Raw genomic sequence first — 25,017 nt, 5'->3', positions numbered from 1 at the left:
GGCAGGGGCCGTCAGTCGGAGACGTTCTGGTGGGCCCGGGCCTCGGCGATCGCCGCGGTGAGCTTCTCGTCGAGCAGGACGCTGCGGATGCGCTCGCGATAGCGCTCGTAAGCGGCCTCGGTGTCGACCTCTCGGGCGTCGACGCGATAGACCGCCCAGCCGGATCGCGAGGTTTCGGGACCCGCCGTTCCGCCGATGTCGGCGGCGCGGATCGCGGCGGCGGTCTCGGGGTTCCACAGGCCGTCGACGAGCTCGGCATCGGCGACGGTGATCGTCTCGACCTGCACGTCGGCGGTGTCGCCCGTGGCCAGGGTGCGTTCGAGGATCGCCTGCGCGGCGGCCGGGTCGGCCTCGTCGGTGCGGAAGCGGGTGAGGGTGTGAGTCGTCGCGGCGGATGCCCACTCCGACGATTCGGCATCGAAGCGCTCGCGCACCTCGTCGTCGCCGACGGCGAAGCGCGGGTCATCGGACGAGAGGAGCGCGCGGGCGGTCGCCTCCCGGATGTCGGTGAGGCTCTTGGAGTAGAACGTGCGGGCGCTGTAAGAGATCGGGCCGTAGACGACCTCGCCCGTTCGCTGCGCCTCGGCGCGGGCGGCGTTGACCTCGTCGAGCGCATCGAGGATGTCGGCCGGGCGCTCGAGGTCGGTCACGCCGACCTCGCGGGCGATCTCGAGGAGCGCCACGTCGTCACGGAGGGAGTCGATCGCCGCCGCGCGCACGGCGGCGTCATCACCGCCGGCCTGCTCGGCTGCGCGGCCGGCACGATCGATGCCGATGGCGAGCTCGTCGTCGGTGAGCACGATCCCGTCGATCTCGGCGCGGGCCGGCGATGACACGGCCAGCGGAATCGCCACCGCGGCGACCGCCGCGAGACCGAGCACACCCGCCCCCCAGGCGGCGAGTCGCCGCCGATGCTGCCGTCTGTCCACGCTGTCTCCCTCGTCGGATCCGTGTTCAGGAGGATGGCACAGATTGTGATGGATCACAACCGTTGCAGATAACTCTTTCCGAAATGAATAAATCCTTGGAATGTCGGGAGTGATATCGATGCCAATTTGCCCCCATAATGGATCTCATGCCTTCTGCACTCGTCACTCCCGCGTCTGACGCGACCGTTCCGGCGCCCGCCGCGCCGACGCTCTCCTGGGCCGGGAACCGCCTCCTGCGCGAAGGCACGCGCACCCGCATCCTCGCCGGGTCGCTGCACTACTTCCGCGTGCACCCCGACCAGTGGCGCGACCGCCTCCAGAGGCTGCGCGACCTCGGCCTGAACACGGTCGACACCTACGTGCCCTGGAACTTCCACCAGCCTCGCCCCGACGACGCTCCCGACTTCACCGGATGGCGCGACATCGCCGCGTTCCTGCGGATCGCCGCCGAGGTCGGGCTCGACGCGATCGTTCGCCCCGGGCCCTACATCTGCGCGGAGTGGACCAACGGCGGACTGCCCACATGGCTCACGGCATCCGGCATCCCCTTGCGCACCGCCGATCCGCGCTTCCTCGACGCCGTCGACGCCTGGTTCGCCGCGCTGCTCCCCCGCATCACCGACCTGCAGGCCAACGTCGGCGGCCCGGTGATCGCCGTGCAGGTCGAGAACGAATTCGGCAGCTACGGCGACGACCCGTCGTACGTGGCCGAGGTCGCGCGGCTCCTGCGCGCGCACGGCGTCACCGAGATGCTCTACACCGCCGACGGCCCGACCGACCTCATGCTCGACGCCGGCATGCTGCCCGACACCCTCGCCGCCCTCACGCTCGGCTCGCAGCCCGGCGCCGCGCGCGAGCTGATCCGCCGGCGCCGACCCGACGAACCCTTCTTCGTCGCGGAGTTCTGGAACGGCTGGTTCGACCACTGGGGCACCGCTCACCACGTGCGCGGCACCGCGAGCGCGGCCGGCACCCTCGCCGGCATCATCGAGGACGGCGGCAGCGTCAGCATCTACATGGCCCACGGCGGCACCAACTTCGGCCTCTGGTCGGGCGCGAACCGGGTCGACGGAACACTGATGGCGACGACGACGAGCTACGACTCCGACGCGCCCATCGCCGAGGACGGCACGCTGACGCCGAAGTTCTTCGCGATGCGCGAGGTGCTCGGCGCCACCGAGCCGGTGCGCAGCGCCCAGCCCGAATTCCTCGCGCCCCAACGGATCGACGTCGCGCGCGGTGCCGACCTGCCGGCGATCCTGGATGCCGCCGCCACGGGTCCCCGCCGCGTCGCCGCCACGAGCAGCTTCGAGGAGCTCGGCGCCGACGACGGCTTCGTCCGCTACACGGCCGACACGCTTCTCCCCGATCGCGAGCTGCGCCTGGTCTTCGAGCGCATCGCCGACCGCGCCTTCGTCTTCGTCGACGGAGAGCCCGTCGGCGAGATCGAGGAGCGCGGAGAGATCGTCGTGCGCGGTCACGGCGCCCGCGCCCGAATCGTCGTGCTGGTCGAGAACCGCGGACGCGTGAACTACGGATCATCGATCGGCGAGCGCAAGGGGATGCTCGGCCCCGTCCTGGTCGATCGCCGGATCGTGCAGCGCTGGGAGGCATCCGCCGTCGACCCCACGACCTTCGACCTCGAAGCCCTGCGTGCACCCGCACAGCCCGACACCGCACGGCCCGACGCTCAACGACCCGGCCTCGCCACGGCATCCTTCGACATCACCGGCGCCGTGCGCGACACGCACCTCGCGCTCCCCGGCTGGGGCACGGGACTCGTCTGGGTCAACGGCTTCCTTCTGGGCCGCTACGCCGAGGTCGGACCGCAGCAGACGCTGTACGTGCCCGCGCCGCTGCTGCGCGCCGGCTCGAACGAGATCGTGCTCCTCGAGCTGCGCCGCCGCGGTGGCGCGCTCGAGCTGCGGGCGACGGCCGAGCTCGGCCCCGAAGAGGAGTACGTCGAGGAGTTCTGAGCGTCAGCGCGCGGGCGGCGCTGTGCTGCCGCGCACGATCAGCTCGGGCGCGATGTGGGCGTTACGACGCTCGTCGCCCTCACCGTCGAGCTCGGCGATCACCCGCTCGACGGCGAGTTCACCCATGCGCTCGAACGGCTGGCGCACGGTCGTCAGCGGCGGCGACAGGTACTGGGCGACCGGGATGTCGTCCATGGCGACCACCGAGATGTCGCCGGGTACGTCGCGCCCCAGTTCGCGCAGCGCGTGGATCACCCCGATCGCCATCTCATCGGAAGACACGAACACGGCCGTCGCGTCGGCCACCCGGCCGAGCACGAGACCCAGCTGGTAGCCGGATGCCGGGGTCCAGTCGCCGTTGAGCACGGGAGGCGCGGTCTTGCCGGCCTCCGCGAGCGCCGCGGCCCACCCCTGGGTGCGGCCGGAGGCGTCCTTCCAGTTCGCCGGACCGGCGATGTGCCAGACGGTCTCGTGCCCCAGATCGATGAGGTGCTGCGTGGCCAGGCGTCCGGCGGCCTCCTGATCGAGGTCGACCACGACGTCGGCCGCGGAGGTGTCGGCATCGATGACCGCGGTCGGGATGCCGTGGACGGCCTTCGCGAGCGCGGGCTCGTCCCAGATCGGCACGGCGATGACGAGGGCGTCGACGCCCTGGTCGCGCAATCGCCCGATGCCGCCGGCGATCGCCGCGGCCGAGACCGAGGTCGTGCCGGCAGAGGAGACGAAGTAGCCACGGGCGCGAGCGGCGCGATGGATGCCGAGCATGATCGAGCTCGCCGCGTACTGATCCGACTCGTGGGTGAGCACGCCGATGGTCATGCTGCGCCCCGTGACGAGGGCGCGCGCGAGACCCGTGCGGCGGTATCCCGTGCTCTCGACCGCGTTCTCGACCTGCAGTCGGGTCACCTCGGAGACGTTGGGGTGATCGCGGAGCACGCGCGAGACGGTCTGCGGAGACACTCCCGCCAGGGCGGCGACATCCGCCATGGTCGGAGGGCGGACGCGGCCCGCGTGCGTGGTCTTCGGCATATCCGTTCCGGTGGGATCAACGGCGCCCCTGGTGGCGTGTTGCCTCATGTTAGCGGATGTGATCGGTGCCGCCGGGGACGTCACCAGGCACCCGTCCGGCGGAACACCCGCACCTGCGAGAGCGCCACGGGGCCGCGGCATCCGACGATCTCGACCTCGACCGCGCGCACGCCGTCGACCGCGGCATCGACGATGCGCTGGGCACCCACCGACGCGCCGCTGCGCTCGGCCAGCACGGCGCCGTCGGCGTCGTGGAAGCGCACGACGAAGCCGTCGATCCGCTGACCTTCGACGATGTCCTCGCGCAGGGCGACGCCGGCGATGTCGGCATCCGTCTCGAAGCGCAGCACCACGGATGCCGGCACGTCGTCGGCCTCGACCCGCCACACCCCGCCGGGGCCGGGCGCCGCCGACAGCGGCGATGACGAGAACTCGGCCGCGGCCGTCGCGGCGATGTCGCTCTCGTCGAGCGAGCGGATGAGCTCGCCGAGTCGCGCGAGCATCACGCGGTCGGACTCGGCGATGCGGCCGAACGCCGTGGGCGGCACGTTGAGCAGGAACGTCGCGTTGCCGCCGACGCTGCGACGGTAGATCTCGAAGAGCTCCTCGGGCGAACGCACGGCGTCGTCCTCGGCGGGGTGGTGGAACCATCCCGGTCGCGTCGACGTGTTCACCTCTGCCGGGTACCAGACCAGCGGATCCGTCGACGCGAGGAGCGCGTCGCGGCCACCGAGGTCCTCCTCATCGCTGCGCACCATGCGCGAGAAGAGACCGTCGTCGACCTGCTGCGAGCGCGACGCGGTCGACTCCGCCTCGCGGAGCGATGCCGGGACGACGCTCCACTCCTCGGGACGAGTGTCGCCGGCCTCGTTCCCGCACCACCGCACGTCCGGTCCGCACACACTGATGACGGCCTCGGGCTGCAGGCGGCGGACGAGTGCGTAGTAGCGATCCCAGTCGTAGTACTGGCGTCGCCCGTCCGCGCCCTCGCCGTTCGCACCGTCGAGCCACACCGAGAAGATCGGCCCGTAGCCGGTGAGCAGCTCGGTGAGCTGGGCCACGAAGAAGTCGTCGTAGGGCGTGCCGGTGCCGTAGGTCGCCTCGGTGCGGTCCCACGGCGAGAGGTACACGCCGAACGCGAGCCCCTCGGCGGCGCAGGCCTCGGCGACCTCGCGCACGAGGTCACCCGACCCACCCCGCCACGGGCTCGCCGCGACCGTGTGCGCGGAGTGCGCGCTCGGCCACAGGGCGAAGCCGTCGTGGTGCTTGCAGGTGAGGATCACCGCGGTCATCCCGGCGGCGGCGAGGGCGCGCACCCAGGCGCGGGCATCCACGTCGACCGGGTCGAACAGCGCGGGGTCCTCGTGCCCGAGCCCCCACTCACGATCGGTCATCGTGTTCATGCCGAAGTGCAGGAAGCCGTAGAACTCCCGACGCTGCCAGGCGAGCTGGCGTTCGGAGGGCACGACGACGGCGGCCTCGGCCAGACGGGCGGATGCGGTCGGACGGGCGGATGCGGTCGGACGGGCGGATGCGGTCGGACGGGCGGATGCCGAGGTCAACGGTGCCTCCTGTTGAAGATCGCGAGCTGCGCGATGAGCACGGCGAGGGCGCCGAGCATCGTCAGCAGTTGCGGCCAGCCGGTCGTCTGCTGGGCCACGATGATGGTCGTGATCGCGGCGACGAAGACGACGGCGTGGACGATGCCGACGACGAGCGCCTGCACGTCGATCACACGACGGGGAGTGGGACGACCGGTCATTTGATGCCTCCCCCGCCGACGGACTGCAGCAGTCGGCGCTGGACGATGAGATAGAAGACGATGACGGGCACCATCACGATGACCATGCCCGCGTAGAGCTGGCCGTAGTCCGCCGCCGCGCGCTGCGCCTGGAACAGGTTGAGGAGCCCGACCTGGACGGTCTTGTTCTCGCCCGGCATGAGGGTGAGCGAGATGATGAAGTCGTTCCAGTACGCCAGGAAGTTGAACAGCAGCGCGGTGTTGATCACGGGCGAGGCGAGCGGGAGCATCACCGACACCATCGTGCGCAGGCGGGAGCTGCCGTCGAGCGTCGCCGCCTCTTCGTACTCGACGGGGATGGTGCGGAAGAACGACGTCAGCAGGTAGATCGTGAACGGCAACGAGGTGGCCGCGTAGACGAGTGCGAGCACCGCGAGGTTGTCGATGAAGAAACCGCCGCGGAGGACGTCCTTCAGCGCGCGGTCCCAGCCGAGCAGCATGAGGAAGATCGGGATGACGATGTAGTTGACGTTGATGAAGAGGCCGGCGAGCATCAGCACCTCGACGACCGACTTGCCGCGGAAGTCGAAGCGGGCCATCACATAGGCGGCGGGCACCGCCACGACCAGGCAGATCGCGAGGGCGAGCGCCGTCACGAGCACCGAGTTGACGAAGTACTCGCCGATGCGGGCGTTGACGAACGCCTGAACGAAGTTCTCCCAGTGCACGCCGAGCGGGATGGCCCAGGGGCTCTCGTAGAACTCGGGCTTGGTCTTGATCGAGGCCATGAAGACCCAGGCCACCGGGATGAGGATGGCGAGGGAGATCGCGCCGAGCAGGATGTTGACCAGCACGCGGTAGGTGCGATCGCTCGCCGCGCGGCCTCGGGTCGGGGTGAGGAAGGCCATCAGAACTGCTGCACCTCTCGCTTGGTTGACCGGTTGATGATGAGCGCCAGGGCGAACGAGAAGAGGAAGATCACGACGCCGATCGCCATGCCGTACCCGTAGCTGGAGTTCGTGTACGCCTGCTTGTACATGTAGTTGAGCAGCACGTCGGAGGAGCCGTTGGGGCCGCCGTCGGTCATCGCCCGCACGAGCACGAACGCGAGGTTGACCGACGAGATGATGAAGAACGTGAGCGTGGTGCGCAGGGTGCCCCACACCAGCGGCAGCGTCACGTCGAAGAAGCGACGGAAGGCACCGGCGCCGTCGAGCGCGGCCGCCTCGTAGACGTCGGCGGGGATCGAGCTCATCCCGCCCATGTAGAGCAGCACGTAGTAGCCGAGGGACTGCCACAGCATGGCGAGGGCGATGCTGTACATGATGATCTTCTCGTCGCCGAGCCACACCTGCGCGAGGTTCTCGAGGCCCACCGTGCTGAGCGATCCGTTGATCAGACCGTTCTTCTGGTCGTAGACGGCGGAGAAGATCGCCGCGACGACGACGATCGAGAGCACGCTGGGTAGATACAGCACGAAGCGGTAGAAGTTGCGGGCGCGGATGCGCGGGTTCACCATGATCGCCGCGATGCCCAGCGCTCCGGCCATCGTCACGATCGTCACGATCACGAGCAGCAGGATCGTGTTCTGGAACGAGCGCACGAACTGCATGTCGCCGAGCAGGGCTGTGAAGTTGTCGAAGCCGATGAACGTCTGCGAGCCGCCGAAGCCGGTCCACTGGAACAACGACATGCGGAACACGTCGATGGTCGGCACGATCATGAACACGAAGTACAGCACGAACGCCGGGAGCAGCGAGAACAGGATGAAACGACCGCGACCTCGGTGCATCGCGGAGCGGGTGTGGGCCACGGGGGTGTCCTTCGGGCGTGGGGATGGAAGCGGGGCCGCCGACGGATCGGCGGCCCCGCGGGGTGTCACTGTGCGGCAGCGCCGAGCTTGTTGCTGGCGTCGTTCACCGCGGCCTGCCACTCGTCCAGGCTCATGGTGCCCGAGATCACGCTGTTGGCCGAATCGAAGAGCGTCGCCTTGAGGTCGACGCCCGGGACCGGGGTGGTCGCGGCGAAGCTGCCGACGAGCGCCTTGACACCATCGCCCGAGTACCCGGCGTAGAACTCCGCCGAGTCTCCCGTGAGTCCGTCGGCGAGTCCGACGATCGGCTGGATGGCACCGGTCGCGGCGAAGATCTCGGCCGCCTCATCGGAGTAGAGGTACGCGAGGAAGGTCTTCGCCTCCTCCTTGTGCGTCGCCTCGGCCGGCACCCACGCCGACTCCACGAAGGTCGTGAGGTAGCGCTCGCCACCGGCCTCGGGCGCCGGCACCGCGGTGAGACCCCAGGTGAACCCGTCGCTGCGCGGAGCATCCGCCATCTCGTTCGCGATCCAGGTGCCGTTGGGCATGAAGATCGCGGTGCCGTCGAGGATCGTCTGCTGGTTCTTGGTGAAGTCCTGGCCGTTGGCGTAGCCGACGGTCGTGGGCGCGGTGTACTCGGTGAGCAGCTCGGTGGTGAGCTCGAGCACCTCGCGGGCCTCCGGCTGCATCCAGACGTCTTCCTCGTAGGTCATGACGTCGGAGTAGAAGTCCTCGCCACCCGCTGCCGCGAGGAGCGAGAAGAAGTAGGAGTCGAGGTACCCGGCGGTCGGGTAGGTGAAGAGCGAGATGCCCTCGGCCTTCGCGGCCTCGCCGAGTGCGAAGAACTCGTCGAAGTCGGTGGGCACCTCCCAGCCGTGCGCGTCGAGGAGGCCCTGGTCGTAGACGAGCCCCGTCGGGGAGGCGAACATCGGCAGCAGGTAGACGCTGTCGTCGCCGTAGGGGTTGGTGTTGAGGTTGCCGACGATGCCCTCGGTGAGCTTCTCGCCGACCGTGACGTCTTCACCCGGGACGGTGAGGTCGAGCACGTCGGAGAGGTCTTCGAGACCGCGGTCGCGGATGAAGCCCTCGGTGAAGCCCTCCTTCGCGCCCTGTCCGAGCACGACGACGTCGGGGTAGTCGCCCGCGGCGACCTGCGGGGTGAGCTCCTGGGCGAGGGTCTTGCTGGTGACGAGCTCGACGTCGATGTCAGGGTTCGCCTTCTCGAACGCGGCGACGACGTCGGCGTACATCTCGGCGCCGTAGCCGCCTTCGAACGCGGCGACCTTGAGCGTGTCGCCGGAATCGGCATCCTGCCCTCCGGCGCCGCTGCAACCGGCGATGAGCGAGACGCTGGCGATCATGGCGACCGCGCCTGCGATGGTCTTCTTCTTCACGGGGGTCCTCTCGGGTTTCTGCATGATCATCGACCGGGCGAGCGTGCAGCCCGGTGCTGTCGTGATCGGGTGTGAGACTTCGTCGTTCCGCGGCTCAGAGAGGAGCCGTGGAGATAGTGTGTCACACTTTGGCATCGATGCCAACATAAACATCCGATGTATATATTCGATGCACGAATGGAGCGCCCGGACGCACTGAGGGGTCGAGACACGCCGCGCGCGCGAGCGCGATTGCGGCGTGTCTCGACCCCTCGGGTGTCGGAGCGTCAGTCCTCGGACGACACAGCGAGCCGGCGGCGTCGTGCGACGAGCAGTCCGCCGGCGGCCAGCAGCAGCAGCGCGGCCACGAGCGACCACCCGAGCACCAGGCCGGTCGCGGCGAGGTCGCCGTCGGATCCCGAACCGTCTCCGCCGGCACCCTCTCCCGAGCCACCTCCGGGAGTGCCGGGAGTGCCGGGCTCTCCGGGCTCACCCGGATCCACCGGCACCGCGGTGACCTCTCCGGCGAAGGCGCGGGTCGAGGCCTCGCCGATCCCGTTGTCGGCGGCGACCGTGAAGGCGTACGCACCGACCGTCGTCGGCGCACCCGCGAGCGCACCGGTGGCGGGATCGAGGGTCACGCCGTCGGGCAGGGCACCGGCCACGACGGCATACGTCGGGGCCGGAACACCGGATGCCTGCAGGGCGCCGTTCACGTCCGCACCGACCACGAGCGCGGGGATCTCGCCTCGGATCGCGCCCGGGGCGGCATCGTCGACCGCACCCGGAACGAGCACGCGGAGTGCCGTGAGGCCCGGGCCCCCGGTCTTCCACGCGGTACTCAACGCCACGTAGCGCGCGGTCGCGTCGACGGGCACGGCGCCGTGCGTCGTTCCCGCGTCGATCGCCCCGACGTCGCGGAACGTGACGCCGTCGTCGCTCACCGACACGGTGGCGGCGGGGGCATCCGATCCGTCCCACAGCGTCGTGACGGTGCCGATCGGCTGCGCGGACCCGAGATCGGTCACCATGCGGCCGTCGACGCCCGGCGTCCACGACGTCTTCTCGTCGCCGTCGACCGCGCCCTGCGGCGAGGTCATGCCCTCGGGCAGGACGGATGCCGGGAACGTCAACGCGCTCAGCGCCCGGTCGGGCACGGGGAACGGCGTCGCACCGGGGAAGCTCGCGGCGGCCGTCACGACGGGCTCGCCCACCGGCAGCGCCCGCGTCTCGCCCGTCTCGACGTTCGTCACCTCGAGGGTGGGCGCGGCGGCGGATGCCTCCGCTCGCACATCGGCGGCGGCACCCGAGATCCGGATCGTGCGCCCGTCGACCACCGAGACCCCGACGCCCGCAGACCTCGCGACCTGGGTGGGCACCGTGGCGCGCGGAGCGAGCACGGCCGCCTGCCCGGCCGGCACCGTGACCCGCAGGGTCGAGGCATCCGCGCCGAGCGTCTGCTCCCCGGCGAACAGCGACATCGTGTCGCCGACGTACGGGATCGTGACGTCGGTCGTCACGTCGGCGCCCGAGAGGTTGAACGCGGTGAGGTAGCCGCCGAGCGAGCTGACCAGCAGCCCCTCGGCCGACGGCTGCGGCGCGGCGTCCTGAGCCGCCGTCGCCGCAGCGTCGCCCGGCACCATCTCGACGAGCAGCGGGCGATCGCCGCCGCCGAGCCGGAGCGCGTTGATGCCGGGCTTCTCGGCCGACACCGTGATCGGGGCCTGGCCGCCGCGCACGACGAACCCGGCCTGATCCTCGACGTTGATCCACGACCCCTCGGTGGAGGTCACCTCGTCGCCGGTGTACCGGAAGCTCGCGGCATCCGTCCATGTCTGGCCGTCGGGAGAGACCTGGATGCGGTACTCGCGGCCGGCCGACGCCTCCCATCCCAGCTGCACCTGCGCGATTGCGGTCGGTGCTCCGAGATCGACCTGGATCCAGGAATCGGCGCGCGTCCGGTCGGCGCGCGACACCGCCCAGCGCGAGGCCGCGTCGTTGTCGGTGACGCTCGAGGGCGCACGGCCCGTGTCGGCGCTGGATGCCGTGGCCGGCTTACCCGCCGCCGCATCGACGCCGGATGCGGTCAGCGCGCGCAGCGTGTACAGCGAATAGCCGTAGGCGGGGTCGCCCTGCACGCCCTGCATGCGCACGAAACGGGTCTCGACCGGTGCGGGCGCGGTCGCGCCGGCGGGCGTCAGGTCGACCGTGTCGAGGCGGGCGACATTCGCGTCGACGCCGCCGGTGCGAGCGGTCTGCGTCGTCCAGGTCTGGCCGTCGACCGAGGTCTGCACGAGGTAGCGCTCACCCGCGCTCGCCTCCCACGCCAGACGGACCGCGGAGACGGTGCGCTCGCTGCCGAGGTCGACCTGGATCCACGAGTCGGCACGCGTGCGATCCGCGCGCACCACCGCCCACCGGGTCGTCGGGTCGGCATCGGTGACGGTGGTCGCGAGACGCGCCGGGTCCTCGCTTGATGCGGTCGCGGGGCGTCCGGCGGCGAGGTCGGTCGTGGCCTCGGCATCCGCACCATAGGCGTGGAACGAGTACAGCGAATAGCCGAACTGCGGGTTGCCCTGCTGCCCCTGCATGCGCACGTAGCGCGCCGGCACCGGATCGAACGACAGGTCGTCGACCCGGGCGGCGTTGGCGTCTGCCGGGTCCGGCGGCGTCACGACGGGAAGGGTGTCGGTGGCCGAGCCCTCGGCCGTGACGTACGTGCGCGAGCCATCGAGGCCGTTGTACCCGCCCATGTCGAGGTTGCGCACCGACACCGAGCCGTCCTGCCAGCCCGCCCCCGTCGACGCGTAGAGCGCCGCGCCGTTCGGCAGGGTGACCTGCCCGGCGTAGCCGTCGCCGATGCGGAACACCGAGGAGGTGCCCTCGAAGCCGTCGCGCGGGGTCGTGAAGGTGCTCGTGCGCCGGTCGTCGACCGTCGCGGCCGAGTTCGGGTAGAGGTACGGCGTCGCGCCGGAGAGGGCGAACAGCCACGAGTCGTGGCCCGGCACCCACGGGAACTTCAGGAACCCCTTCTTGCTGGATGCCGCGGCCCAGGCATCCGCGGTCTGCTGCACCGAGAGCCCGGGACCGGCGCCGAAGTCGCGCACGCCCGCGAGCCGGGCGAAGAACTCGTCCTGCGGGGTCGGGGCGACCGGCCCCTCCTCGGACTCGGCGGCCGCGACGTGCAGGAGGTACGAGATCGCGATCTCGGCCCGTGCTTCGGGCTCGTACTTCGGCTCGCCCGAGAACTTCGCGAGGCGATCGACCGGGGCGTAGGCCTGATACGCCTCGAGCGAGGCGGCCATGTTCGCCTCGGCCCGCACGGCGTCGGGGTCGCGCAGCACCTGGCCGAGGAAGGCCATCGGGATCACGTCGCGCCCGTACAGGTACTCGCGGTCGTTGACCATGGGCATGAAGGGCTCGCCCTGGTTCGACATCACCATCTTGATCGACTCCCAGAGCTCCGCCGAGTTCGGCTGGTGCTTCAGGTACTCGGGGATCGGCTGGTCGTTGAGCACGAACTGGATCGCGTTGCGTCCGCCCGAGCGCCAGATGTCGGACTGGTAATGCGGGCCGAACGACCCGTGGTTCTCGACCAGGTACGTGTCGTAGATCGTCTGCATCGTGTTCGTCGAGACGGGCTTGCCTGCGACGATCGCCGGGTTGTTGAGGTCGGCGGTCGGCTGACCGGCGGCGTTGCGCGCCCAGTCGCCGAGCTGCTCGTCCCAGCGCGCGGCATCCGCGTGATCGGGCGCCCAGGCGAGGCCCGGGGCGAGGGCCTGCGTGTAGACGCCGGCCTCCTCCTGCGCGGTGTCGCCCTCGTGCTTTCCGGTCGGCCAATCGGCGGTCCACGAGCCCGAGAGCGGGTCGTTGCCGTAGTTCAGATCGGACGTGTACGCGGACTGCCCGACCGCGATCGTCTCGAGGTTCTTCTGAGTCGTGGCATCGAGCTGATCCCAGAGCACGCGCCCGGCATCGAGGAAGTACGACTGGAACGTCGAGTCCCAGAAGAGCTTCTTGCCCCAGGTGCCGTTCGGATCGACGAAGCGGTTCTTCGCGGCGTAGTAGCGGATCGTGTCGACCGTGCGCTGCTGCAGCTGCTCCTTCGGGATGCCCGTGACCGCGGCGTCGTACTCGCCGTGCGTGAGGATCACGGCGTTGCCGAGCACGACGGCGAAGTTGAAGTCCTTGAACTGATAGGCGCCGATGGCCGGATCCCAGACCGTGTTCACCCAGCGCGTGTGGCGCAGCAGGGCCGCGTAGTAGTCGGCGGCGATGTCGTCGGGGGCGCCGAAGGCCGCGGTCTTCACGACCGGGGCGGCGGATGCCTGCGCCGCGGGCGCGAGGGCGGCGATCGGGGCGGCGAGGGTCGCGGCGAGGGCGAGGGTGACGGTGCGCTTCAGGATGCCGAGGCGACGGGAGCGGGCGGTCGCGCGGTGGGAGCGGGCGGGGCCGGAGCGGGCCATGGGGTCTCTCCTGGATTCAGCGGGCTTCGGGGGCGCCGCGTACGGATCGACAGGAGTCACATCGGGAGGATTCGGAATGACAACGCTGTCAGAACGGGGTGCGGCAACAGTAACCCGGGTGTCGAGGGCGCGTCAAGAACCGGTTCATCTCAGTGGGTGCCGCGACGGCGCTCGGTCGCGCGACGCGCGCTTCGGGAGGAGATCTCCGTCTAGGGAGGAGAAAAAGGAGGGATTTCTCCTCCCCACCCCGAGATCTCCTCCCAAGCGGCGCCTCAGACGGCGAGTCAGACGGCGAGTCAGATCGCGGGCAGCGAGGGAACCGCGTCGATCAGCAGGCGCGTGTACGCGTCGGCCGGGGCCTGGAGCACCTGCGAGGTGGGACCCTGCTCGCGCACGACGCCGCCCTGCAGCACCACGACCTCGTCGCAGACCTTCTGGATCACACCGAGATCGTGCGAGATGAAGAGGTATCCGACGCCCGTCTCGGCCTGTAGGCGCGCGATGAGCTCGAGGATCTGCTTCTGCACCGCCACGTCGAGCGCCGACACCGGCTCGTCGAGCACGACCACCGCCGGCTCCACGGCGAGCGCCCGGGCGATGCCGAGACGCTGGCGCTGACCGCCCGACAGCGACGAGGGTCGGCGGTCGGCGAAGTCCGCCGGGAGTCCGACGCGCTCGAGCCAGTCCCGCACGCGCGCACCGCGTTCGGCGCGCGACAGGGACGGATGCCGCAGCCCGATCGCCTCGTCGAGAAGCCGCCCCGCTGTCCACCGCGGATCGAAGGACGATCCCGGGTCCTGGTACACGAACTGCACGTCGCGCGGGTCGTCGCTCGCACGACGCACGGTCCCGGCATCCGCGGTCTCGAACCCGGCCAGGATGCGCGCGACCGTCGTCTTGCCCGACCCAGACTCGCCCACCACGCCGAGCGAGCGTCCGCGGCGCACGGCGATCGAGACGTCCTTCACGGCGGGGCGCGTCGCGCCACCCGGCAGGCGGAAGGTCTTGCTCACGTGCTCGGCGGCGAGGACGACGTCGGGGTCGTGCGGGGCGGGGCCCTTCGACAGGCTCAGGGACCCGGTTTCGGCTGGAGCGGCGCCCTTCGTCTCGTCGCTGCGCTCCTCGCTCAGGGACCGATCCACACCCGGTTCCTGAGCGAGCGCAGCGAGACGAAGGGCCGGGCCGCTGTCGAACCGCGGGGCGGCGTCGATCAGGGAGCGCGTGTACGGGTGCGCGGGGTTCGACAGCACGTCGGCCGTCTCGCCCTTCTCGACCACCGCGCCGCCCTGCAGAACCAGCACGCGGTCGGCGAGCTGCGACACCACGGCGAGGTCGTGGCTGATGAGCAGCAGCGCGATGCCCTGCTGCTTGAGCTCGCTGAACAGAGCGAGGATCTGCTTCTGCACCGACACGTCGAGCGCGGTCGTCGGCTCGTCGGCGATGAGCACGGCGGGGTCTCCGGCGAGCGCGGTGGCGATGAGCGCACGCTGGCGCTGACCGCCCGACAGCTGCGCCGGACGCTCGTCGATGCGCGTCTCGGGATCGGGCACGTGCGTGCGGCGCAGCAACTCGAGGGCGCGCTCACGCCCGACTCGTCCGCGCGGACCGCCGGTCGCGGCGATCGCCTCACGCACCTCCTTGCCGACCGTTCGCAGCGGGTCGAGCGACGAGAGGGCGTCCTGCAGGATGTACCCGATGCGGCGTCCGCGGATGCGGCGCCAGCGGCGTTCGGTGAAACGTCGGGCGTCGACGCCGTCGATCTCGAGCACCGCGGCATCCACCCGAGATCCCGTGCCGACGAGTCCGAGCAGGCTGCGCGCGCTGACCGACTTGCCCGACCCCGACTCGCCCACGAGTGCGACGCACTCGCCGGGGGCGATCTCGAAACCGACGCCCTCGACGGCCGTGCGAACGCCGAACGACACGGTCAGGCCCTCGACCCGGATCAGCGCGTTCATCCGCGACCCTCCAGACGCGCCTGCAGGCGACGACCGAGCACGGTCGTGCTGATGACGAACAGGGTGATCGCGAGACCGGGGAACACCGCGGCCCACCACCCCAGCGTCAGGAAGTTACGCGCGTTCGAGAGCATCGAACCCCATTCGGGAGTGGGCGGCGGGCTGCCGAGACCGAGGAACGACAGGGCGGCGCCCGCGAGAGTCGCCCCGCCCAGGCCGATCGTGGCGATCACGACGACCGGGCGCACGGCGTTCGGCAGCAGGTGCCGGCCGAGCACGCGGGCGCGCGACAGACCCATGCCGCGGGAGGCCTCGATGAAGGCCGAGGTGCGCACGCGCAACGTCTCGCCGCGCACGACGCGCACGTAGTACGGGATGCCGGCGATGCCGATCGCGATGGTGGCGGTCGCGAGCCCTCCACCGAAGAGCGCCAGGATGAGGATCGCGAGCACGAGCTCGGGGAACGCCGCTCCGATGTCGGTGAGCCGCAGCGTCACGGTCGAGATGACCCGGTTCGACAGCCCGGCGACGAGGCCGAGGATCGTTCCGAAGAAGAGCGAGATGACGACGGCGCCGAACCCGAGCACGAGCGAGCTGCGCGCACCGAAGACGATGCGGGCGTAGACGTCGCGCCCGATCTCGTCGGTGCCGAGCGGATGCCCCGGTCCCGGAGGCGCGAGGATCAACGCCCGGTCGGCGGCGAGCGGGTCCTGCCCGGTGAGCAGCTGCGGCCACAGCGCGGCGAGCACGAACAGCACCAGCACCAGCGCGCACAGCAGCGTGCCGATGTCGGCGGCGAGGCGCACCCAGCCGCGCCAGCGCACGTGCTGCCGCGCGGTGACGGCCTCGGCGACGACTCCCCCGCTCATGCGGTGACCTCCGTTCGGTCGGCATCCGTCTGTTCGGATGCCGCCTGTTCGGATGGCGCGGCGGCGTTCTTCGAGGAAGTGAGCACGCGGTCGGCGTCGCGCACGCACGGATCGACGAGCGCGTACGACAGGTCGACGAGCGTGTTGACGAGGATGAACACCGCCGTGCCGACGAGCACGACGCCGATCACGACCGGGATGTCCTGCGAGGCCACCGAGTCGACGAGCAGGCGCCCGAGCCCCGGACGGCTGAACAGGGTCTCGGTGATCGCGGCACCGCCGAGCAGGGCTCCGAACGAGAACCCGAGCATCGTCAGATACGGCACCGCGGCGTGGCGGAGCGCGTGCCGCACGGTCACGGCGAGCGACCCGAGACCGCGCGCACGCGCCGAGAGGATGAAGGGCTGCTCCAGAGCGTCGTCGAGCGACTGGCGCAGCACCTGCAGCAGCAGGGCGGCCGTCGGCAGCGCGAGTGTGAGAGCGGGGAGGACGAGCGAGCGCAGATCACCGCTGTCGAGAATGGGAAGGGCTCGCAGCCACACGGCGAAGACCAGCATCAGCACGAAGCCGAGCCAGAACACCGGGGTCGAGGCGAGCACGAGTTCGACGCCCGAGGAGATCCAGCTGGGCAGACGGCGCCCGGCGGTCAGCACGCCGCCGGCGAACGAGATCACGACGGCGAGCACGATCGCGGCGAGCGCCAGCGCGATCGTCGGCCCCGCTTGCGCGGCGAGCAGCGGGGCGACCGGCTGCTCCTGCACGTACGACATGCCGAGGTCTCCGCGCAGCAGCCGACCGAGGTAGAGGAAGTACTGCACGATCAGCGGCTCGTCGAGGTGGTACTCCTGCCGCACGACGGCGAGGACCTCGGGACTGATGTCGACCTGCTGCTGACCGGCGCCGAGGATCGCGAACGCCGGGTCGACCGGCACGAGCCGCAGCGCGAAGAACGTGAGGGTCGCCGCGCCCCACAGGGTGATCAGGCTCACGCCGAGACGGCGCAGTACTCGCCAGACCGTGCTCATGTCGTTCCTCCTCCTCTCGTCAGCATCCGTCCCCAGCCCGCCCCCTCCGCTGCGGGATCAATATGTCGGCTCCCGAACGTGTTCTATCCGACATATTGATCCCGCACGAGACGCAGGAGCGGGTCAGTTCTTCCAGGCGTCGAACAGGTACGGCTGCGGCCACGCGTAGTCCCACGCGACGCCGTGCACGTTCGGCTGCCACGCCACCACGCGGGCCCGTGAGTACAGCGGGATCGACGGGGCGAGCGAGGGCAGCAGTTCCTGCGCCTGGCCGTAGAAGTCGGCGCGGGCGGCCGGGTCGGCGCTGGCGCGCGCCTGGGCCAGGATGCCGTCGAGCTCGGCATCCGCCAGGAACGACGCGTTCGAGCCGATCGACGACCCGTCCGACACGTTGTCGCCGCCGTAGAGGCGCCACAGCTGCATGCCGGTCGCCTCCGACTGGAACGACGGCATGATGCCGTACTCGCCGGTGTAGAGGCGCTGCGAGAAGTCCGCCGCCGGGACCGGCTGCAGAACGAGCTCGAAGCCGAGCTCCTTCGCGTCGATCTGCACCTGCTCCAGCGTGCGCTGGGCGAGCTGGTCGTTGTCAGCGTAGGGCACGGTGGTGCTCAGGCGCTCGCCGTCCTTGGTGCGGTAGCCGTCGGCATCCGTTCCCGTCCAGCCGGCCTCGTCGAGCAGCGCTCCCGCGGCATCCGCATCGAACTCGATGACGTTCTCGAGATCCTTCTTGAAGTCGGGGGTCGTGGTGGCGAGGTACTCCTGCACGGGGTAGGCGCCGAAGGTGGCGCTCTTGACGATCGCCTCGCGGTCGATGCCCGTGAGCAGCGCCCGGCGCACGTTCACGTCGTCGAACGGGGCGGTGCGCGTGTTCAGGTGCAGCGTGAAGCCGACACCCGGCAGCAGGAACTCGTCGGACTCGTAGCGGTCGTCGGCCTTGACCCCTTCGGCGTACTCGGGAGCGATGTAGTCGACGATGTCGGCCTCGCCCGTGAGCAGCGCGTTGTAGCGCGTCTGGTCCTCGGGCAGGAAGCGGTACGTGATCTTGTCGAGGTACGCGGCGCCCTCGTGAGTGCCCTCGGGGCCCCAGTCGTAGTCGTCGTTGCGCACGTAGCTGATGCTCTGTCCCTTGACCCACTCGTCGAAGACGAACGGACCGGTGCCGACCACGGTCGACGCGAGCGAGTCGGGGTCGTCGAGCAGCTGGGTCGGCGACACGATGCCGAAGTACGGGGCGGCGATCAGCGTGAGGAAGCTCGACTCCGGCTGCTCGAGCGTGATGCGCACGGTGTACTCGTCGAGCACCTCGGCGCTCGGGCCCAGCTTCGCGACCGAACCCGTGGACTTGTTGGCCGGGTCGGCGACGTAGTCGAAGTTCACCTTCACGGCCTCGGCGTCGAACGGGGTGCCGTCGTGGAAGGTCACGTCGTCGCGCAGCGTGAACGTGTACACGCGGGCGTCGTCCGACACCTCCCAGTCGGTCGCGAGCCACGTGCCGTACGTGCCGTCGCCGTTGTCCCACACGAGGGAGTCGACGACCGGGGTCAGCACGTGCGCACCGCCCATCTGGTCGACGAGCGGGTTGAGCTGCGGCGGTTCGGAGCGGGCCGCGACGACGAGGTCGCCGCCGGTGACGGGCTCGCCGTTGCCGCCCGAGGACTCGGGGGCAGCGGACGCGCAGGCGGTCAGGCTCAGCGCGGTGACGACGGCTGCTGCGACGGCAGCGCCGAGGCGACGGGGGATTCCGGATGCCACGATGGGTCCTCTCGGGTCGGCACGGGCTTCCGACGCTATCCAGGGCAGCGGATGCCGGTCGCCCGGGGCTACACAGGGAGACACCGTGCGTCAGATTGCGTCACACGGGTGAGTTGCGGCATCCGTTCCGATAGGGTCGGCGCTTCTTCGGGGTGGGACCCTTCGACAAGCTCAGGGACCCAGTTCCGGGCCCTCGACGCCAACCGCTGGGTCGCTGAGCTTGTCGAAGCGCCCCGCCCCGCACCGCCTCGGAGTTCCGCGGCGACACCCCGCTGACGGATGCTCCACTCCGGCGCGCCGCTCCGAATCTCCGAAGTCATGCGGGGTCAACCGCAGCGGAGGAGAACTCGCGCTCCGCAGGAGGCATCCGCCATTCCAGCCCTGCTGAACGCGAGAACTCCTCCCGAACGGATGCCGCGGGGCACCGCCTCAGCCGAGCAACTCCCGCCGGAGGCGCTCGAGTCGCACGGCGGCCTGCAGGCGGAACCGGTACTCGGCATCCGCGGGGTCGCCGTCGAGCAGCGTCCAGATCCTGTCGAGCCGCTGCTGCACCGTGTTCGTGTGCACGCGCAGTGCCGTCGCGGCACCCTGGCGGCTCTCCCCCGCGTCGAAGTAGGCGACGAGGGTGTCGACGAGCGCCGTGCCCCGCCGGTCATCCCAGTCGCGCACCGACCCGAGCACTCCGTCGACGAATCTGGCCGCAGCCTCCGGCTCTCCGGAAGTGAGTACGTGATACGGCGCGAAGTCGTCCGACCGCACGGTCGCCCCCGACACCCCGAGCGGCCCGAGGAACCGCAGGTCGCGCACCGCGCGCTCGACCGACGCGCGCAGCGCCGGCACCCCCTCGACCGTCGCGCCGACGACCGCGGTGACGGCCTGATCGTCGAACCGTTCGGCGAGGATCCGCCGCACCCGCTCGGTCGCGGTGGCGAGACCGTCTCCGCCGGCGTCGGAAGCGGATGCCGTCCACACGACCACGAGCCCGTGCTCGCGCACCGCGACGAGGCCGTCGTCGCCCACGGCATCCGCGGCCACCGTCAGCGCACCCTCGCGCCCGCGTACGTCGATCGCCGCCGCGCCCACGAGCGGGTGCACGACCTCGGCGGAGAGGGCGGATGCCTCGGCCGAACCGTCGAGCACCGCACCGAGCACGCGCGCCCGGCGTTCGGCGCGGATCGCCGAGACGGCATCGCGTTTGAAGGAGACGAGGGCGGCGACCTGCGCGGCGCGCTCGAGCGTGGGACGGGCGACGTCGTCGGGTACGGCGACCTCGTCGTCGGCGACCATCGCGCCGAGCACCCGGTCGGCGCCGAGGATCGCGACGACCAACCACCGGCGCTCCCCGTCGGTCACTGCGACCGCGTGCCCGCTGGCCCGGCTCTCCTTGATCGCATCGGTGAGCGGTCGGCGGCGCGGCAGGCCTGTCCGCGCATCCGCCCCCGCATCGAGGGGGCGGCCCGTCTCGTCGACCGCGCGCACGCGTCGCCCGAGGCGATCCGACACCGTCGCGACCAGATCGATCAGGGTCGCGCCCGAGACGACGGCGGCGGTGAGCTCTTCGTGGATGCCGCCGACGATCTGCGTCGCGGCGAGGTGGCGCTCGAGCTCGGCATACGCCTCTTCGGCGCGTGCACGGGCAGCCGCGCTCTCGGCCAGCACGCGGGCGCTGTGCAGCACGGCGGCGGCGTGATCGGCGAACGCCGAGAGCAGCAGCACCTGGTCGGGGGTGAAGTCGTGGGCGAACCGGTTGCAGGCGAACAGCGCCCCGAGTACCTCGTCGCCGACGGCCAGCGGCACGCCGAGGAACGAGACGAGCCCTTCGCGCGCGACCGCGTCGTCGATGGAGGGGTCGTGCGGAGCATCCGCCATGCGCGTGTACTCGCGCACCCAGACCGGTTCGCGGGAATCGGCGACGAGGCTCGCGAGGCCGAACCCGGCGGGCACGAGCAGATCGCGGAACTCCGGGGTCACCGTGCCCGCCGAGTACCGCACGCGCAGATCGCCCCGCGCGTTGTCGACCTCCGAGAGGTACGTGACGTCGGTGCCCATGAGTTCGTGCGCGCGCTGAACGAGGCGGCGCAGCACATCGGTCACGTCCTGCAGCCGCACCAGTTCGCGCGCGGTCGAGAACAGGGCTTCGAGTTCGACGGTGCGCCGCCGGAGCCGTGCGGTCTGCTGCTGCGACTCCTGCACCGCGGCGAGGATCTCCTCGACATCGGATGCCGCAGCATCCGCCTCGGTGAGCAACTGCGTGAGAGCGAGCATCCGCTCTCCCGGCTCGGCGCGCGCGGCGGCGACGACCTCGCGCACCAGCGCCGAAGCGGCGTTCTCGACCATGAGGCTCCTCTCACCCCCACCTTCCCACGCCCGGCGCCGGCCTCGGGCGTGACCCCGGGCGTGGCCCCGCCCCCGGCCCTCCGCCTGTTGCGGGTTCGATATGTCGGCTTCCGGAGGCGTTTCATCCGACATATTGATCCCGCAAGAGGTTGGTGGGGGGGTGGGGGCGGGGAAGGTGGGGCGGGGGAAGGCGGGGGCGGCGGGGGGGGTCAGGCTCGGGACGGGAACCGCGGCGGGCGGCGCTCGGCGAAGGCGGCCAGGCCCTCGCGGGCATCGTCGCTCGCGAACGCCTGCTGCCCCAGCACCGCCTCGAGACGGAACGCCTCGGGCTCGGGCAGGTCGGCGAGCGCCCGCACCGCGCGCTTCACGGTCGCGAGCGCCGTGGCGCTCTTGGTGAGCAGCTGCTCGGCGACCGCGATCGCCTCGTCGTGCAGAGCGGATGCCGGAACGACCCGGTTCACGAGCCCGTACCGCAGTGCGGTCTCGGCGTCGATGCGGTCGCCGCGCAGCATGAGGTCCATGGCGAACGCGTAGGGGATCTGCCGGATGAGGCGCACGAGGGTGCCCCCGGCCGGCACGACGCCGACGCCGGTCTCGGGCAGCGCGAACTGGGCATCGGCGGAGGCGAGACGGATGTCGGTCGACAGCATGATCTCGAACCCGCCGCCGAGGCAGAGACCGTTGATCGCGGCGACCACCGGCTTCTCGAGCGTCGAGTGCTTCTGGTGCGCGGCATCCCACTCGCTGATGTCGAAGCGCTCCTCGGTGAGGGCGGGGATCGACTCGCCCAGATCGGCACCGACGCAGAACGCGCGCTCCCCCGCACCCGTCAGCACCGCCACCCCGATGCGCGGGTCATCACGCACCTCGGCGAACGCGGCGCCGAGCTCGTCGTACATCGCGAGCGTCAGCGCGTTGAGCTTCTCGGGGCGGTCGATCGTGATGACGCCGATGCCGCCCGAGCGGTCGAGACGAATGCCCATCAGATCGTGCCTCCCGTGCGCAGCGCGGCGACCTCGTCGGCCGAGTAACCGAGGAACTCCCCCAGCACCCGGTCGGTGTGCTCACCCATGTCGGGCGCGAGCCCCGCGGTCTGCGCGGGCGTGCGGTCGAGCTTCACCGGCGACCCGAAGGTGCGCAGCGACCCGTGCCCCGGGTAGTCGTTGTCGACGATCATGCCGCGCGCGGCGATCTGCGGATCCTCGACCACCTCGCCGATGTCCTTCACCGCGCTCAGCGGCACGAGGTCTCCGGCGAGCGCTTCGAGCTCGGCCTTGGTGCGGTCGGCGAACCAGCGCACCACCATCGGCTTGACCCTCTCCTGGTAGACCTCGGCGTCGAAGCGGGTGGCCATGGCGTGCAGGTCGGGGTTGTCGTCCCAATCGGCCGGGCTGCCGAACGTCTCGCACGAGATGCGCCAGAACTTGTCGGTGTAGCCGCCGAAGAACACGAATCCGTCGGCGCAGGGGAACAGCTCGTAGGGACGCACGAACGGATGCTGGTTGCCGAGGGGCTTCGGCACGACGCCGTCGACCGTGTACGACACGACCGCGTTCTCGGTGAGGGTGAGCACGGAGTCCTGCTGCGAGATGTCGACGAGCTGCCCCTCGCCCGTCTGCTCGGCGTGCCGGAGCGCGGCGAGCACCCCGATCACACCGTAGAGGCTGGCCGCGAGGTCGCCGATGATCGTGCCGACGCGGGTGGGCGGCCCGCCGGCCTCGCCGTTCATCGACCACAGTCCGCCGGTGGCCTGGGCGCTGTTGTCGTAGGCGGGGCGCAGCCGGTACGGACCCGACTGGCCGTAGCCGCTGAGCGCGGCGTACACGAGCTTCGGGTTCACCCGACGAAGACGCTCGTAGCCGTGCCCGAGGCGATCCATCGTGCCGGGGCGGAAGTTCTCGACGAGCACGTCGGCGCGCTCCACGAGCCGGTCGAGCACCTCGGTGGCACCCGGACTCTTGAGGTTGAGCGTCACACCCAGCTTGTTGCGGTTGTACTGCGCGAAGAATCCGCTCAGCGGCTCAGCATCCTCGCGCGGCAGCATCGGCGGGAAGGTGCGCGTGTAGTCGGGGTCGTCGGGGTTCTCGACCTTGATGACCGTCGCGCCCAGGTCGGCCAGGATCATCGAGCAGTAGGGACCGGCGACGACGCGCGTGACGTCGACCACCACCACCCCCGCGAGCGATCCGGGTGAGGCATCCACCCCTCCGAGTCCGGCGAGCAGGGCGCGGGTGGCGTCATCGATCATCGAGAGGATCCTTCCGGGACGGCGGAGTCGCGCCGGGCGGCGCGACGCGAGAGGCGGTGGAGCAGGGCGACCGAGACGAGGGTGACGATGCCCGCGACGACCATGTAGAGGGCGATCGCCCACGAGCCGCCGAACACGTCGAGCAGCTCGAGGTAGATGATCGGCACGAACGCCGACCCCACGATGGTGCCGATACCGAGCGCGAGCGACATGCCCGTGTAGCGGATGCGCACGTCGAACGCCTGCGCGTAGAGCACGCCGAGGGTGCCGTAGGTCGCGCAGAAGCCGATCGTCGTCGCGATGTACGCGACGTAGGCGGCGGCGAGGCTGCCGGTGTCGATCAACCAGAACGCCGGGAACGCGAGCAGCACCGAGAGGATCGTGCCGGCGGCGAAGACCTTCGCGACGCCGAAGCGGTCGGCGAGCCACCCGGCGAGCGGCAGGCCGACCAGCGCCAGCAGCGAGCAGATCGTCGCGATGGTCAGCATCTCGGGCTGCGTGTGCCCGACGAACTGGGTGCCGTAGGTGAGGCTGAACGTGAACAGCATGTAGAAGACCGCACCGATGACGGCGAAGCTGAGGGCCGCGAAGACGACCTGGCCCGGGTGGGTCTTGAGGGTCTCCCAGAGCGGCACGCGGGCAGCCTTACCGGCATCGCGCATCTTCTCGAACTCGGGCGTCTCGCTGATCTTCAGACGGATGAACAGGCCCACCAGCACCAGCACCGCGCTGATGAGGAACGGCACGCGCCAGCCCCACGCCTGGAACGCATCGCCGGGGAGGGCGACCAGCGGCAGGAACACCAGTGTCGACAGCGTCAGACCCAGCGCGAGCCCCACCTGCGGGAAGCTGCCGAGGAACGCGCGACGACGCGGCTCGGCGTGCTCGACGACGAGCAGGACCGCACCGCCCCACTCGCCGCCGAGAGCGAAGCCCTGCACGAAACGCAGCACCATCAGCAGGATCGGGGCGGCGACCCCGATCGCGGCGTACGTCGGCAGGAGACCGATCAGGAACGTGGCGATCCCCATGAGGACGAGCGAGATGACGAGCATCCGCTTGCGTCCGATGCGATCGCCGAAGTGCCCGAACACGATCGACCCGAGCGGGCGACCGAAGTACCCGACAGCGATACCGCCGAACGCCAGGATCGTGCCGACGAGCGGGTCGTAGTCGGGGAAGAACAGGCTGTTGAGGATCAGTGCCGCCGCCGTCGAGTAGGCGAAGAAGTCGAACCACTCGACGGTCGTGCCGACGACGCTCGAGGCGACGATCGTGCGGATCTGCGAGCTCTGAGGTGTGGGCGCTTCGCGCGTGGCAGTGGATGCCGAGGTCATGGGGGTTCCCTTCCACCGGCATCTCCGCTGACGCCGGCCAGGGATCAGCCTGTCAGGGCGGGAAGTGTGGGCCTATGTCTCAGTCGCATATACCTGTGGTCTCCATATGGCTCTCCGCGCCACGGCATCCGCGGGGCGGGGCCCTTCGACAGGCTCAGGGACCC

Annotated in this window: 17 protein-coding genes; 1 reads left to right on the top strand and 16 read right to left on the bottom strand. The window is 70.5% G+C overall.

Annotated elements, in window-relative coordinates:
• Nucleotides 1-11 precede the first annotated feature (11 nt).
• Nucleotides 12-929 carry a peptidyl-prolyl cis-trans isomerase gene (locus ACIQTT_RS12140; protein WP_402790124.1) on the bottom strand — a complete coding sequence of 306 codons (918 nt, stop codon included), beginning with the start codon at nt 927-929 and terminating at the stop codon, nt 12-14.
• 146 nt (nt 930-1,075) lie between these two features.
• Between ACIQTT_RS12140 and ACIQTT_RS12135 the strand changes: the two genes are divergently transcribed.
• Nucleotides 1,076-2,905: a beta-galactosidase gene (locus ACIQTT_RS12135; protein ID WP_402790122.1), complete on the top strand. Its 1,830-nt coding sequence runs from the start codon at nt 1,076-1,078 to the stop codon at nt 2,903-2,905.
• Between the two features lie 3 nt (nt 2,906-2,908).
• On the opposite strand, the gene ACIQTT_RS12130 is transcribed toward ACIQTT_RS12135, so the two are convergent.
• From ACIQTT_RS12130 to ACIQTT_RS12060, 15 genes are all read right to left on the bottom strand, one after another.
• Entirely contained in the window at nt 2,909-3,934 is a 1,026-nt protein-coding gene (locus ACIQTT_RS12130) for a LacI family DNA-binding transcriptional regulator (RefSeq protein ID WP_402790119.1), read from the bottom strand.
• Nucleotides 3,935-4,014: 80 nt separating this feature from the next.
• Nucleotides 4,015-5,496: an alpha-L-fucosidase gene (locus ACIQTT_RS12125; protein ID WP_402790116.1), complete on the bottom strand. Its 1,482-nt coding sequence runs from the start codon at nt 5,494-5,496 to the stop codon at nt 4,015-4,017.
• A complete protein-coding gene (locus ACIQTT_RS12120) occupies nt 5,493-5,696 on the bottom strand; it encodes a DUF6903 family protein (protein WP_247957081.1) in 204 nt (67 codons plus the stop codon). The genes ACIQTT_RS12125 and ACIQTT_RS12120 overlap by 4 nt, the downstream gene beginning before the upstream one ends.
• Complete coding sequence (locus tag ACIQTT_RS12115) at nt 5,693-6,583, bottom strand: carbohydrate ABC transporter permease (RefSeq protein WP_247624306.1); 891 nt, start codon at nt 6,581-6,583, stop codon at nt 5,693-5,695. Before ACIQTT_RS12115 ends, ACIQTT_RS12120 begins: the two co-directional genes overlap by 4 nt.
• On the bottom strand, nt 6,583-7,488 hold the full coding sequence (locus ACIQTT_RS12110) for a carbohydrate ABC transporter permease (protein WP_402790111.1): 906 nt from the start codon (nt 7,486-7,488) through the stop codon (nt 6,583-6,585). Before ACIQTT_RS12110 ends, ACIQTT_RS12115 begins: the two co-directional genes overlap by 1 nt.
• A gap of 65 nt (nt 7,489-7,553) precedes the next feature.
• Complete coding sequence (locus ACIQTT_RS12105) at nt 7,554-8,882, bottom strand: carbohydrate ABC transporter substrate-binding protein (RefSeq protein ID WP_402790109.1); 1,329 nt, start codon at nt 8,880-8,882, stop codon at nt 7,554-7,556.
• Between the two features lie 266 nt (nt 8,883-9,148).
• Nucleotides 9,149-13,327 (bottom strand): discoidin domain-containing protein, encoded by a 4,179-nt coding sequence (locus ACIQTT_RS12100; protein WP_402790106.1) that lies wholly within the window; start codon nt 13,325-13,327, stop codon nt 9,149-9,151.
• Between the two features lie 296 nt (nt 13,328-13,623).
• Nucleotides 13,624-15,285, bottom strand: a complete 1,662-nt coding sequence (locus ACIQTT_RS12095; protein ID WP_402790103.1) for an ATP-binding cassette domain-containing protein — start codon at nt 15,283-15,285, stop codon at nt 13,624-13,626.
• Complete coding sequence (locus ACIQTT_RS12090; RefSeq protein ID WP_402790100.1) at nt 15,282-16,154, bottom strand: ABC transporter permease; 873 nt, start codon at nt 16,152-16,154, stop codon at nt 15,282-15,284. The genes ACIQTT_RS12095 and ACIQTT_RS12090 overlap by 4 nt, the downstream gene beginning before the upstream one ends.
• Complete coding sequence (locus ACIQTT_RS12085; protein ID WP_402790097.1) at nt 16,151-17,179, bottom strand: ABC transporter permease; 1,029 nt, start codon at nt 17,177-17,179, stop codon at nt 16,151-16,153. Before ACIQTT_RS12085 ends, ACIQTT_RS12090 begins: the two co-directional genes overlap by 4 nt.
• Before the next feature lie 123 nt (nt 17,180-17,302).
• Nucleotides 17,303-18,931, bottom strand: a complete 1,629-nt coding sequence (locus ACIQTT_RS12080; RefSeq protein ID WP_402790094.1) for an ABC transporter substrate-binding protein — start codon at nt 18,929-18,931, stop codon at nt 17,303-17,305.
• A gap of 429 nt (nt 18,932-19,360) precedes the next feature.
• Entirely contained in the window at nt 19,361-21,268 is a 1,908-nt protein-coding gene (locus ACIQTT_RS12075) for a helix-turn-helix domain-containing protein (RefSeq protein ID WP_402790091.1), read from the bottom strand.
• 209 nt (nt 21,269-21,477) lie between these two features.
• Nucleotides 21,478-22,251, bottom strand: coding sequence for an enoyl-CoA hydratase/isomerase family protein (locus ACIQTT_RS12070; RefSeq protein ID WP_402790088.1), 774 nt, complete (start codon nt 22,249-22,251; stop codon nt 21,478-21,480).
• Nucleotides 22,251-23,516, bottom strand: a complete 1,266-nt coding sequence (locus tag ACIQTT_RS12065) for a CaiB/BaiF CoA transferase family protein (protein WP_402790085.1) — start codon at nt 23,514-23,516, stop codon at nt 22,251-22,253. Before ACIQTT_RS12065 ends, ACIQTT_RS12070 begins: the two co-directional genes overlap by 1 nt.
• Nucleotides 23,513-24,853, bottom strand: a complete 1,341-nt coding sequence (locus tag ACIQTT_RS12060; RefSeq protein ID WP_402790083.1) for an MFS transporter — start codon at nt 24,851-24,853, stop codon at nt 23,513-23,515. The genes ACIQTT_RS12065 and ACIQTT_RS12060 overlap by 4 nt, the downstream gene beginning before the upstream one ends.
• Between the last annotated feature and the right edge of the window lie 164 nt (nt 24,854-25,017).

Source organism: Microbacterium sp. NPDC090225 (genome assembly GCF_044772365.1).
GTDB lineage: Bacteria > Actinomycetota > Actinomycetes > Actinomycetales > Microbacteriaceae > Microbacterium.
Note: the sequence above shows the minus strand (reverse complement) of the source record. Positions and strands in the feature narration are given on the sequence as shown.

What these genes read in the sequence shown, in the direction of transcription:
- ACIQTT_RS12075 (WP_402790091.1), bottom strand. Translation starts at nt 21,268, where the DNA reads ATGGTCGAGAACGCCGCTTCGGCGCTGGTGCGCGAGGTCGTCGCCGCC.
- ACIQTT_RS12120 (WP_247957081.1), bottom strand. Translation starts at nt 5,696, where the DNA reads ATGACCGGTCGTCCCACTCCCCGTCGTGTGATCGACGTGCAGGCGCTC.
- ACIQTT_RS12115 (WP_247624306.1), bottom strand. Translation starts at nt 6,583, where the DNA reads ATGGCCTTCCTCACCCCGACCCGAGGCCGCGCGGCGAGCGATCGCACC.
- ACIQTT_RS12065 (WP_402790085.1), bottom strand. Translation starts at nt 23,516, where the DNA reads ATGATCGATGACGCCACCCGCGCCCTGCTCGCCGGACTCGGAGGGGTG.
- ACIQTT_RS12100 (WP_402790106.1), bottom strand. Translation starts at nt 13,327, where the DNA reads ATGGCCCGCTCCGGCCCCGCCCGCTCCCACCGCGCGACCGCCCGCTCC.
- ACIQTT_RS12130 (WP_402790119.1), bottom strand. Translation starts at nt 3,934, where the DNA reads ATGCCGAAGACCACGCACGCGGGCCGCGTCCGCCCTCCGACCATGGCG.
- ACIQTT_RS12070 (WP_402790088.1), bottom strand. Translation starts at nt 22,251, where the DNA reads ATGGGCATTCGTCTCGACCGCTCGGGCGGCATCGGCGTCATCACGATC.
- ACIQTT_RS12085 (WP_402790097.1), bottom strand. Translation starts at nt 17,179, where the DNA reads ATGAGCACGGTCTGGCGAGTACTGCGCCGTCTCGGCGTGAGCCTGATC.
- ACIQTT_RS12095 (WP_402790103.1), bottom strand. Translation starts at nt 15,285, where the DNA reads ATGAACGCGCTGATCCGGGTCGAGGGCCTGACCGTGTCGTTCGGCGTT.
- ACIQTT_RS12090 (WP_402790100.1), bottom strand. Translation starts at nt 16,154, where the DNA reads ATGAGCGGGGGAGTCGTCGCCGAGGCCGTCACCGCGCGGCAGCACGTG.
- ACIQTT_RS12060 (WP_402790083.1), bottom strand. Translation starts at nt 24,853, where the DNA reads ATGACCTCGGCATCCACTGCCACGCGCGAAGCGCCCACACCTCAGAGC.
- ACIQTT_RS12135 (WP_402790122.1), top strand. Translation starts at nt 1,076, where the DNA reads ATGCCTTCTGCACTCGTCACTCCCGCGTCTGACGCGACCGTTCCGGCG.